This is a genomic window from Flavobacterium sp. (assembly GCF_027483985.1).
GTDB lineage: Bacteria > Bacteroidota > Bacteroidia > Flavobacteriales > Flavobacteriaceae > Flavobacterium.
Genome location: NZ_JAIXTJ010000002.1, coordinates 1 through 13,278 on the forward strand (window position 1 = coordinate 1; position 13,278 = coordinate 13,278).

Genomic DNA, 13,278 nt, shown 5'->3' on the forward strand with positions numbered 1-13,278 from the left:
ATTGCTGATGGTGTTGCTGGAGCGACTCAATACCGATTCAGAGTTTATGATGGAGCAGGTTATGATACGTTCTTTGATAATACGGTTAACCGTTTCACCTTAAATAATTTCCCTGGATTAATTCCGAATGGTGAAGTTTATTCTGTTCAAGTTGCGGTTAAATTACCAAGCGAGCCTGACTTTGGTCCGTTTAGCAAAACGTGTTCGTTTAGAACTCCGATGCAAGCTAGATTCATAAGTGAAGATATACAATTAGAAGTAGCAAACACTTTTGAAGCTATTGCTTATCCAAACCCATTTGCAGCCAACTTCAAGTTGGATATTAAAACTAACAGCGAAGCTAGTATTCAAGTTAGAGTTTATGATATGCTAGGAAAACTTGTAGAAGATAGAATGATTAATGCAACTGATGTTCAAGAATTTGAATTAGGACAGCAGTATCCTTCTGGGGTTTATAACGTTGTTGTGGCTCAGGAGGCGAGTGTTAAGACTTTGCGTGTTGTTAAACGATAGTTTTTTAGTTGTCGGTTTTCAGTTGACAGTTGTCAGTTGTTAGTTTAACTCGTCCTTTGGACTCGAGATGTAAAAGCTCTTTCGGAAACGGAAGGGCTTTTTTTTACTTCGGCAGGCTCGGTTTTCAGTTGTCAGTTGACAGTTGTAGGTTGTGGGTTGTAGGTTGTAGGTTGTGGGTTTTGGGTTGTCAGTTGTCAGTTTTTGTTTGAAGGTTGTTGATTTTATCAATTTACTACTGTCGTCACTTCGAGTGTTTTTTAGAAAATTGCGATTAGCTATTTTTTAAAAAATGTATCGAGAACTTTGAAGCAGTGATGGCAGTAGTTCCTGGGTTCTCGATAAAATTTTAGTAAAACCGCTGTCGCAGTTTTACTAAAATCACTCGAAGTGACGGTGGCGTGAAGCGAGATGTTTTGTTGTTTGTTGTTTATTGTTGGTTGTTAATTGTTGGTTGTCAGTTGTCAGTGTTCAGTTTTCAGTGATCAGTTGTTAGTTTAACTCGTCCTTTGGACTCGAGGTTAAAAGGCTCTTTTGGAAACGGAAGGGCTTTCTTTTACTTCGGTAAGCTCAGTGACTGGTGGTCAGTTGTTTGTTTTTATTAGTTTCTGAGAAATAGAATAACAATTCGTATTATTTTTATAAAAAAAGCAATTATTTGTTAACACGAAAACGTTTTAGTTTGTGGTATATTTATTATGTTTTGTTTTTTTTACTAATTTTACCTTGCCTCAAGTTGTTTATTTATTATTCTTTAAAAAATTATTATGAAAAAACAATTACAAAAAATTAAATCGGGTCTGTTTTTATTTAATTTACTGCTTTTCTCATTTGTAGCGTTCTCTCAAAATGCTGGATTTAACAGTACTTTTATTGTCTTGTCGTTAAATGGTGGTTCGGATACCTATTATGATTTGCAGGCCACAACTGGTAATCCTGATTTCAATGGTCGTTCATTAGGGACCTTTTGTCAAGGCTCAAGTGGTCTTGTTTTCAAAGGAGCAGAACACAACAATTTTAAATGCGGCGGCTGTGATATTACTAGTACTCGTATTTATTATCGTATTTATCCTGTGGGAAATCCATCAGGCTCTTTCGTTTCTAACAACATAGGATTTTCATCTGATTTTAATAATGGTTGTGGTGGGAAAGACCAACGCTGGAGTTCAACTTCCTATAACGTTAATTTACTTGAAGGTCTTAATCAAGGTACTTATGAATTAGAAGTATATTCTGATCAGTCCACTACCTGCTCGGGAACTCAGTTTGCTAGTAATGGTGGCGCTAATTATAGAGCTACTTTTAGGGTTGGTTTTCCTTCCATTCCCATTGCAAATCTGGTATCAAACAATGCAAATCCATCTAGAGCAGGAGGTTCTAATTTTGTTGTTTTAACCTTTATAACTTCGGAAGTGCCAAGTGGTGCACCGACCGTTACTTTTTCTGGAGTACCTGCAAGCGTTTCTGGTAGTGGTACGAATTGGACAGCTTCGGCAGCAGCATCCACTCTTCCGAACGGACCAGTATCACTATATATTTTTTATCAGATTGCTTCAGGCTGCAGTGCTACTAGGACTACAACTACCAGTGGTTCCGTGATGGTAGATACCGTTGCTCCGTCTGTTGTCTCTAATACTATACAATCGAATAATGTATTTACTCCCACTTTGGCTAGATTTAACGATTTTATTTCCCTGAACTTTACAACTACTGAACCGTTGTTAGGTACACCCATTGTTACGATTAATAATATTCCAACACTTATGTCAGGTGGAGGTACTTTTTGGACTGCTGTTCGACCAGTTGTAAATAATGAATCTAATGGCGTAGCTATCTTCCGTATTTTCTTATCTGATTTGGCTGGAAATGTTGCAAATATAACTTCAACTACAAATGGCTCTACTGTACTTATTGATACGGTTGCTCCAGTGTTAACCAGTGCGTCTATATCTTCAAATAATACTAATCCTGCGATTGCCGCCGTTGGCGATGTTATTACGTTAACTTTTAGTAGTTCCGAAAATTTGCAGGCTAATCCGACCGTAAATATTAACGGTAGCCCTGCAACTGTAACTGGTTCTGGTACTACTTGGACAGCCGTTAGTGCTCCAATTTCTGCATCTGATTGTGTAAACGACGGTGCTGCTGTTGCTTATTCCATCTCTTTTTTGGATTTAGTTGGTAATAGCGGTACACTTACCACCACCACTGATGCGTCTCAAGTAATTTTACAAATTTCTAGAACTGTTGTTAGTGATGTTTTTGCATGTGATTCGTACACTTGGTCGAATACTGGTCAAACTTATGCACAGTCGGGTCTTTACACAGGAATCACTACCAACTGTGTTACTGAATTATTGAATTTGACTATTGTTCCAAGTTCCATAACAAACTCAACCATTATTAATTGTGGGTCATATACTTGGTCAAATACAGGACAAACTTATACCCAGTCTGGAGTCTATATTGGTACTACTACTAATTGTGTCACTGAAGTGTTAAATTTAACAGTTCTAAACTCAATCACCTATTATGCAGATGCAGATAGCGATGGTTTTGGAAATCCTTCTGTTACTGTTCAGTCTTGTAATGGTGCACCGATAGGTTATGTCGCTTTAGGAACTGATTGTAATGATGCTAATGCTGCGATTAACCCAAATGCGGTTGATGTTTGTTATGATGGTATCGATAATGATTGTAATGGTATAATTGATAATGTTGGTTTGCCTGGTGGTTGTACACCAATTACGAGTACACTTCCTACAGGAACTTGTGGTACTACATTGGCTGGTTGGTATTCAACCGTTACTGCTAACTGGACTAACTTTGCTCAAGGTTATAGATTTAAAATCACCAAGGTTGATTTGAATACGAACGCTCCACTTGCAGCTCCAATTATTATTGATAGACCAACTAATAATATTTCGTTAGCAAATGTTCCGGGAACTACTTATAACTCTCGCTATATGTTTGAAATTGCTGTACGTTTCAATAACATTTGGCAGCCGTTCTTTGGTGCTCCTTGCTTCTTGAACACACCTAATCCAGTGTCGACTATTGGTGCTCAGTGTGGTAGTACTTTGACAACTATGAACCAGTTTATTTCGGCTACTGCTATACCAAACGTTACAGCTTATAGATTTAGAGTGACTAGAGTAGTAGGTGGTGTGCCGACTGGAACAGCTCAGGAAATTACTTTGTCTTCTAACAAATTTAATATGACTCAGTTGAGCGGTATTTTATTTGCTAGTACTTATAGAGTAGAGGTTTCGTTAAGAAATACTGATGGTACGTTCTTGCCATACAATGCGCCTTGTGAAATTACTACTCCAGCTCATCCTGTTACTCAAATGAACGGTGTTCAATGCGCCAATTATCAAGTGCAAAGTAACACTGAATTGCTTATTGCAACTGGTGTTGCAGGTGCGACTCAGTACCGTTTTAGAGTATATAATTCTGTGGGTTATGATGTTGTTTATGAAACTGTTAATAATAGATTTAGGTTAAATAATTTTTCGGGATTGGTAGCTAACGGTGCTCTTTATTCAGTGCAAGTTGCTGTAAAATTGCCAAATGAGCCAGATTTTGGTCCTTATGGAGCTGTTTGTTCGTTTAGAACTCCGATGCAAGCTAGATTCATAAGTGAAGATATACAATTAGAAGTAGCAAACTCTTTTGAGGCAATGGCTTATCCAAACCCATTTGCTACTAACTTTAAACTTGATGTAAAAACTAACAGCGAAGCTAGTATTCAAGTTAGAGTTTATGATATGCTAGGAAAACTGGTAGAGGATAGAATGATCAATGCTTCTGATGTTCAAGAATTTGAATTAGGACAGCAGTATCCTTCTGGGGTTTATAACGTTGTTGTGGCTCAGGAGGTGAATGTTAAGACGCTTCGTGTTGTTAAACGATAGTTTTTTAGTTGTCGGTTTTCAGTTGACAGTTGTCAGTTGTCAGTTGTTAGTTTAACTTGTCCTTTGGACTCGAGATATTAAAGCTCTTTCGGAAACGGAAGGGCTTTTTTTTACTTCGGCAGGCTCGGTTTTCAGTTGTCAGTTTTCGGTTGTGGGTTGTAGGTTGTAAGTTGTAGGTTTTGGGTTTTGGGTTTTGGGTTTTGGGTTTTCGGTTGTCAGTTGTCAGTTTTTGTTTAAAGGTTGTTGATTTTATGAATTTACTGTTGTCGTCACTTCGAGTGTTTTTTTGAAAATTGCGATTAGCTATTTTTTAAAAAATGTATCGAGAACTTTGATGCAGTGATGGCAGTAGTTCCTAGGTTCTCGATAAAATTTTAGTAAAACCGCTGTCTCAGTTTTGCTAAAATCACTCGAAGTGACGGTGGCGTGAAGCTAGGTGTTTTGAGGTTGTAGGTTGTAGGTTGTGGGTTGTAGGTTGTAGGTTGTAGGTTGTGGGTTGCGCACTTCGGCAGACTCAGTAAGCAGTTGTCAGTTTCGGTTGTGGGTTGTAAGTTGTGGGTTGTAGGTTGTGGGTTGTGGGTTGTAGGTTGTAGGTTTTGGGTTGTCAGTTGTCAGTTTTTGTTTGAAGGTTGTTGATTTTATCAATTTACTACTGTCGTCATTTCGAGCGTTTTTTAGAAAATAGCGATTAGCTATTTTTTAAAAAATGTATCGAGAACTTTGGTGCAGTAATGTTAGTTGTTCCTGGGTTCTCGATAATATTTTAGTAAAACCGCTGTCGCAGTTTTACTAAAATCACTCGAAGTGACGGTGGCGTGAAGCTAGGTGTTTTGAGGTTGTAGGTTGTAGGTTGTAGGTTGTAGGTTGTAGGTTGTAGGTTGTTGGTAGTAGGTTTTCAGTTGAACTCGTTCTTTGGTAGGTTTGGTTTTTGGTTTTATTTCGTACTACTTACTTATTACCTTTTCATTACCTATTTAGTTTTGTTCTGAAAATTTTTCGATTAACTTGTCGTAGTGGCTTCTTGAGATGGGGATTTTTTGGTCATTGATGCAGACAAATTGTTTGTTTACCGCATTAATTTGTTTTAGGTTGATGATGTAGGAGCGGTGTATTTTTATAAAGTTATCGTCGTTTATTTTTTCTAAAAAACGGTCTAGGCTATTTCTTTGAATGAACGTTTTGGATTTCGTTTTGATTTCGACGTAGATGTTTTCGGATTTGATCCAGAGTATATCGTCGTGTTTGATTTTTATGGTGTCAGAGCCGTCTTTTATTTCTACTGAACGATTTAAACTGAGTTCTTTTGATTTGTATATTTCTAAAGTGATGAAAAGATCCGATTTTGAGAAGGGTTTGACGATATACGATTGTGGTTTTTTTGTTATTGCTTCTTGAACCGTTTTGGTGTCGGAGTAAGAGGTTAAAAAAATGAAAGGGATTTTTTTACCCATAAGGTTGATGGTGTCCGCTATGTCCAGGCCGTTTTTTGGTGCATTCAAATTGATATCGATGAATGCAAAGTTTATTTCGGGTTGCGCTTCTAGTTTTTGAATTGCTGTTTGGTAGTTTTTTGCGATAGCGACAACCTGATAGCCAAGTTCCAATAGAATTTCCTTGAGCATTTCTGCAATAAGTAATTCGTCTTCAATGATTAAGATATTTAAATTAGTTGATGTCATTTATGGTAATGGTAAAACGTGATTTGTTATCACTAAATTGGTACTGAATCCAACCATTAATTTGTTGGGTAAGTATTTTGATTAATTTAAAGCCAAAACCGTCGTGTTCGGAATCGAAATCCTTGGTCAAGCCTTTTCCGTTGTCGTAATAGTCGATAACTAGTTTGTTTTTATTTTGGTTAACGGTAATATTAATTTTACCTTGTTCCGTATCAGAAAATGCATATTTGAAGGAGTTCGTTACCAATTCGTTTAAAATTATGCCCAGTGGAATGGCCAGTGAAACATCGATACTACTATCGTTTTGGTCCAGTTCGATTGCAATACTTTTGTTTTTAATTGCATAACTCTGGTTGATGGATTCGAATAATTCTTCAATGAATTTATTGAAGTTTACTTTATCACTTTCTCCTTCATTGTAAAGGTTTTGGTGAATCAGTGCCATCGATTCGATTCGGGTTTGGCATTCTTCTAAAGTTGCTTTTGTTTCCATGTTCTTTGTGGCTTTGGCCTGTAGAAACAATAAGCTGTTTAAAGTGGTTAGGTTGTTTTTTACCCTGTGGTGGATTTCCTTCAGTAAGATTCTTTTTTGATGTGCTAATTTTTCTAGTGCATCATTTGATTTTTTTAACAATTTGTTGTTTTTCTTACTTTTAAGATAGAACACTATGATTATTGAAAGTGAAATTATAGTAAAGATTAAAAAAATAGATACGGTTTGTGCTAATTCTGTTTTTTTTCTAGTGTTTTCAGTAGCTAGTGCTTTGTCTTTTAATGTTTTTTGAATTAAAGCTTCTTTTTTATCGGTTTCAAATTTTAGTCTCCAACTTGTTACTCGTGATTTGTTTTCCTCTTCATTGATTTGCTTTATGCAGTTTTTGGCTTTAGATAAATATTCAAATGCTTCTTTCAAATTGTTTTTTTTGAAATATAAATTAGCGAGATCTGTATATAGTTGTTCATTAAAGTATAAATCATCGAGTGCGTGTAGTTCTGCTTTTTTTAAATATTTTTCAGCTTCGGCTAATCTGTTTAGTTCTAAATAATACGAACCTTGTTGTAAGCAAATATCCGATAAGTCTCTATTTTCTGCTCGGCGTTCCCATATTTTTTCTGCTTTTTTTGCTAAAAGGAAACTGCTATCTATTTGTTTTTTATACCAGAAATATTCTGACAAATAGCGCCACGAATAAGCCATTGATATAGAATCTTTATTTACTACCGCAGATTTATATCCTAATTTGAAGTTTTTGTACGCCTCTTCAAGTTTTTTGTTTTTTAACAAATGGATGCCATAAAATCTATACGCTTGATCTAGTAATTGTTGTAGGTTGGCAGCCTCTCCAATTTGAATTGATTTTTTAAAGTATTGCTCTGCTTGTTTATTCATTTTTAAATTTGAATATCCTTCTGCTATACTAATTGCGATAGCGCCTATCTGTGTTTTACTACCAGATTTTTCAGCCATTTTTTCGGCCATCAACGTCAATTGTGTTGCTTTTTCATAGTCATGAAGCAAGTCATAAGTATAAGCCATATCACATAATAAAAATGCCTGTCGTGCATAATTATCTTTACGAATGTACTTTTTACAATTAGCATACATCAATAATGTGGAATCTAACTTTTGATGGTGTTCGTATCCATCGCCAAGATATTTATAAGCGTAAAATAGGTTTACCGAATCCTTTTGCTTTATTGCTTCGGCGAGCGCTTTCTTGAAGTACAACTTCGTAGAATCTAGATGTTTGGTATAACGGTAGTATTTGATATTGTTGATGTAGGACTCTAATGGATTAGTAGCATGTGTTGAGCCAACCATTACCATCAGTAAAAAAAGTATTATTTTTTTTATATCTATCATGTTTTCAATGACAAACATACTAAAAGGATTTATTAGTAAGACTTTTATTCCAAAAAAAATGTTGTAGTTCGTCTGCTTTTTTTGCAATTTTTTGTCAAACTCCTACAAAAAAACGTCATACTCAACAATTTTTTGTAGAATGAATACTACAAGTTTATTTTTGTTTGTAAATCAATCAGATATAAATTATGAAAAGAAGATTATTATTTTTATTGTTTGTTTTGTGTGTTACTTTAACAAATGCACAATGTTGGAAGGAAGTTTCTGCTTCGCAAAACTCTTATACTATAGGAATTAAGGATAATGGAACTTTGTGGGCTTGGGGAAGGAATCAATTAGGTCAGTTGGGTGATGGTTCCACAACCGATAGAACCGTGCCAGTACAAATTGGAACCGCTAGCGATTGGTCAAAAATTGAAACTGGATATTACAATTCCGTTGCCATTAAAACGAATGGTACCTTATGGACTTGGGGCGCTAATGAATCGGGTCAATTGGGTAATGGAACTACCTTAGCTAGTACTGTGCCTATACAAGTTGGAACTGATACGAATTGGATTGAGTGTACTCAAGGTGGTTCGTTTACTTTGGCGCTTAAATCTAATGGAACCCTTTGGGCTTGGGGACGAGGTTCCGAAGGGCAATTGGGGAACGGTACTTTTTCCGCATCTAGCCTTCCAATTCAAATAGGAACGGATACCAATTGGATCAAAGTTTGTGCTGGGTTAGAACAGACCATAGCTTTAAAATCAAATGGTACGCTTTGGAGTTTTGGAAAAGGGAACAATGGACAATTAGGATTGGGAAGCGCTATTACCAGTATAGGAGTTCCGCAACAAATAGGAACCAATACTACTTGGATTGATATTAATTTTACTTACGGACATGCAGTAGCTAAAAGAGCTAATGGAACGATTTGGGCTTGGGGTAAAAATTTTTCAGGAGAACTTGGAATTAATACAACAACAAATACTTTTTTGCCAACACAAATTGGAACAGCAACCGATTGGAAATCTATTTCGGTAGGTGTTGAACACACTATGGCCTTAAAGTCTAATGGCACCTTATGGGCTTGGGGTAGAAATATTTATGGAAATTATGGAAATGGAACTACAACACAAAGTAATGTGCCTCTACAAATTGGGACAGAAACTAACTGGAGCAAAGTCATTGCAGGATTTACTTACACTTTAGCTTTTAACGATGCTACTGGATTAAACGTTTGGGGTTCTAATTTAGCTGGTGCTGTCTTTGGAACGGGCAATGCTAATAGTTCTACTATTCCGGTAGCTTTGGGTAGTTGTACTGTAAATAATTTAAATCCGCCAACTGCAACTGCGATTCAAGTTTATGCAGGATCATCCACTCTCGCTAATTTAATTGTTACCGGTACCTCTATAAAATGGTATACTTTAGCCAGTGGAGGCTTACTTTTATCTCCTTCAACAAGTCTTGTTGACGGTACGACTTATTATGCTTCTCAAACAATTTCTGGAGTTGAAAGCACCGCTAGAGTTCCCGTTACCGCTAGAAAAATTAGTGAATCTACTCAAACTTTTTGTGGTACTCCAACCGTGAGTAATTTAGTTGCTACACCGAGTAGCGGTGCAGTACCTACTTGGTATTCCACTCCAACAGGTGGTTCACCTTTAACTGCAGCGACTACTTTGTCGACTGGAACCTATTATGTCGAACAATCCTTTCCAACCTCAGTTACTACCTTACAAAGTGGTTACAGTGGTGTTGCTGGAGTTACTGTGCAAAACGATGGAAGTATTTTGACCACTAGCTATGTGCAAAACACCGTTAGAAGAATGAATTTTGATGGAACTGGTTTTGCGACCTTATTAAGTGGTTTAACTACTCCTTTTGGTATTGCAGTACAGAGTGATTCTAAGATATTAATAGCAAATTTGGGTGCCAATTCAATTATCAGAACTAATTCTGACGGTACGGGTGGTGTTTCTGTAGGGTCTGGTTTTTCAAGTCCTTATTCTGTTGCTGTGCAAAGCGATGGGAAAATTGTGGTTGCTAGTTCTGGTACTAATAGCATCAGAAGAATGAATGCCGATGGGACAGGAATAGAAACCTTGGGTTCTGGATTCTCTGGTCCGAGTGGTGTTGCTGTGCAATCTGATGGTAAAATAATAATTGCAGATCAGCTTAATAATGTTATAAAAAGAATGAATGCTGATGGAACGGGAATCGTTACTTTGGGAAGCGGCTTTTTTTTACCTGCTGGCATAGCGGTTCAGAGTGATGGAAAAATTGTTATCGCTGATTACGGCAATGGTTTAGTTAAACGAATGCAACCTGATGGCACTGGAATTGAAGTTTTGGGAACAGGTTTTTTTGCTCCTTTTAGTGTGTTTGTTCAGAACGATGGCAATATTTTAGTTGCTGATCCAGGAGGTTCTGGTTCTGTAAAGCGCATTATAGTAGCAACAAGTTCAAACCGTGTGGCTGTCAATGTTTCGATTTTGGTTCCAAGTTCACCAACAGCTCTTGCTACTCAGGTTTATGCAGGTTCAGGTACTTTAGCAAATTTATCTGTTACCGGAACTGGCATAAAATGGTATGCTGCGGTTACTGGTGGAACAGCTTTACCTGCAAGTACAAGTTTGGTAAATGGGTCTACTTATTATGCTTCGCAAACCGTTTCTGGATGCGAAAGTGTTGGTAGAGTTCCTGTTACTGTAAGAAAAATTAGTGAATCTAGTCAATCTTTTTGTGGTACTCCAACCGTTAGTACATTAGTTGCTACGCCAAGTACAGGTGCTACAGCAGCTTGGTATACTACACCAACCGGAGGTTCAGCGTTAACTCCGACAACTTCTTTGTCGACTGGCACTTATTATGTTGAGCAAACTTCGCCTTTATCTATTGAAACCTTAGGAAGTGGTTTTACGCTTCCAAGTGGACTTGCTGTGCAAGGTGATGGAAAAATTTTGATTGCGGATAGTTTTAATAATGCCGTTAAAAGAATGAATAGTGATGGTACAGCTATTACTACTCTTGGTAGTGGTTTTAATCGACCTTGGGGTGTTGCGGTTCAGGCAGATGGCAAAATTGTGATTGCTGATTATGAGAATAGTTTGATAAAAAGAATGAATGCCGATGGCACTGGAATTGAAATTTTGGGTACTGGTTTTAGTGCACCAAGAAGCGTTGTTGTTCAAGCCGATGGTAAAATTTTAGTAGCCGATTTTGGTAATGGTGCTATTAAAAGGATGAATGCTGATGGCAGTGGGATTGTATCTTTAGGCGGAAGTTTTGTTAATCCAGCTGGTATAGCAGTTCAAGCTGATGGTAAGATTTTGGTAGCCGAAACGTTTAATAATGTTGTAAAAAGGATGAATGCTGATGGAACAAATGTTGAGATTTTGGGTAGTGGATTTAGTCGTCCGTGGGGCATTGCTGTTCAAGCTGATGGTAAAATTTTAGTTGCCGATTCTAATAATAGTGTGGTAAAGCGAATGAATTCTGATGGTTCAGGAATTGTTACAGTAGGTACTGGATTTAATCAGCCCTTTGCTTTGGCTGTGCAAGCCGATGGTAAAATTGTCGTTGCTGATTTTCTAAATAATGCTGTTAAGCGTATTACTGATGTTGCCACATCCAATAGAGTGGCAGTAAATGTGACTCTTACACCAAATTCCTTCAATACTACAACAATAAGTGTTTGTGGTTCCTATACTTGGGCAAATAATGATCAAACTTATACCGCATCAGGAATTTACAATGGAACTACAACTAATTGTATTACAGAACGATTGAATTTGACTATTAATCCTGTTCCTGCTGCTCCAAATCAAACGATGCTTGATCAAAGTAATGCTGTTTCTGCTAATTTTTCTGGTTCGTTGTCTCAATATCAATCTTTTACTGCAGGTGTAACAGGAAGTTTGGATAGCATTTCTATTTTGCACGGTAATCCAAGCGGAACTAATTCAAGTACCATTTTAACTTTAAATGTTTATCAAGGTGTTGGAGTAAATGGTTTGTTATTGGGCACTCAAACTTATGAGTATCCACCATCATTTGGATTTACTAACGTAGTTTATGATTTTAGTGGTATTTCTATTGTACAAGGACAGCAGTATACTTTTGCTTTAAGCACACCAACAATCCAATTTGCCTTTTTAGGAGTAGATGTTACTGGCGCTTATAATGGAGGGATTTTTGGTCCTTTTCAGCCAACTTGGGATATGGTGTTCACCACTTACGTGACTCCAAGTACTAATCAATCATTTTGCCTCGGTGCAACTGTTGCTAATTTAACGGCAGTAGGAAGTAATTTGAAATGGTATGCTACTGCGGTTGGTGGTGCTCCATTAAGTACTACCGATGTTTTGTCAACTGGAACTTATTATGTTTCTCAATCCACTGTTCTTTGTGAAAGTAGTAGGGCTTCCGTTTCGGTAACCATTGTTCCTAATACTCAAAATGTGAATTTAGTTACTGCTTGCGATTCGTATACTTGGGCAAATAATGGTCAAACCTATACCACCTCTGGACTTTATACAGGTACGACCACTAATTGCGTTACCGAGGTTTTAAATTTAAGTATACAAAATTCAACAACTTACTATGCTGATGCCGATGCCGATGGTTTTGGAAATCCAACTATAAGCGTTCAGTCGTGTAATGGTGCACCGATGGGTTATGTCGCTTTAGGAACTGATTGTAATGATGCTAATGCTGCTATCAATCCAAATGCGGTTGATGTATGTTATGATGGAATTGATAATGACTGTAATGGAGTTATTGATAATGTTGGTTTGCCTGGTGGTTGTACACCAATTGTTGGTTCGTTACCATCAGTAACGTGTGGTACTACATTAGCAGGTTGGTATTCAACTGTTACTGCTAACTGGACTAATTTTGCTCAAGGATATAGATTCAAAATCACTAAAGTGGATATGAATACTAATGCGCCTATTGCAGCTCCAATTATTATTGATAGACCAGTGAATAATATTTCTTTGGCCAACGTTCCTGGAACTACTTATAATTCTCGTTATATGTTTGAAATTGCTGTACGTTACAATAACGTTTGGCAACCTTTCTTTGGTGCGCCTTGTTTCTTGAATACACCAAATCCAGTTTCTACTATTGGAGCTCAGTGTGGTAGTACATTGACTTCAATGAATCAGTTTATATCGGCTACAGCTATACCAAACGTAACTGCTTATAGATTTAGAGTGACTAGAGTAGTAGGTGGTGTTCCAACAGGAGCTTCGCAAGAAACTACACAGCCTTCTAATAAATTTAATATGGCTCAGTTGAGTGGTATTTTATTTGCAAG

Annotated in this window: 5 protein-coding genes; 3 read left to right on the forward strand and 2 right to left on the reverse strand. The window is 37.1% G+C overall.

What is annotated here, in order from left to right; genetic code table 11:
• A partial coding sequence (locus Q0050_RS00090; RefSeq protein WP_298391461.1) for a T9SS type A sorting domain-containing protein occupies positions 1 to 513 on the forward strand: 513 nt, incomplete at its 5' end.
• A 764-nt stretch (positions 514 to 1,277) separates the two neighbouring features.
• Positions 1,278 to 4,427, forward strand: coding sequence for a MopE-related protein (locus Q0050_RS00095; protein ID WP_298391463.1), 3,150 nt, complete (start codon positions 1,278 to 1,280; stop codon positions 4,425 to 4,427).
• 974 nt (positions 4,428 to 5,401) lie between these two features.
• Here Q0050_RS00095 and Q0050_RS00100 read toward each other — a convergent pair.
• A complete protein-coding gene (locus Q0050_RS00100) occupies positions 5,402 to 6,106 on the reverse strand; it encodes a LytTR family DNA-binding domain-containing protein (protein WP_298391465.1) in 705 nt (234 codons plus the stop codon).
• Positions 6,093 to 7,970, reverse strand: coding sequence for a sensor histidine kinase (locus Q0050_RS00105; protein WP_298391467.1), 1,878 nt, complete (start codon positions 7,968 to 7,970; stop codon positions 6,093 to 6,095). The genes Q0050_RS00100 and Q0050_RS00105 overlap by 14 nt, the downstream gene beginning before the upstream one ends.
• A gap of 188 nt (positions 7,971 to 8,158) precedes the next feature.
• Here Q0050_RS00105 and Q0050_RS00110 point away from each other — a divergent pair.
• The coding region (locus Q0050_RS00110; RefSeq protein WP_298391469.1) for a MopE-related protein at positions 8,159 to 13,278 on the forward strand (5,120 nt) is incomplete at its 3' end.

What these genes read in the sequence shown, in the direction of transcription:
- Q0050_RS00105 (WP_298391467.1), bottom strand. Translation starts at nt 7,970, where the DNA reads ATGATAGATATAAAAAAAATAATACTTTTTTTACTGATGGTAATGGTT.
- Q0050_RS00095 (WP_298391463.1), top strand. Translation starts at nt 1,278, where the DNA reads ATGAAAAAACAATTACAAAAAATTAAATCGGGTCTGTTTTTATTTAAT.
- Q0050_RS00100 (WP_298391465.1), bottom strand. Translation starts at nt 6,106, where the DNA reads ATGACATCAACTAATTTAAATATCTTAATCATTGAAGACGAATTACTT.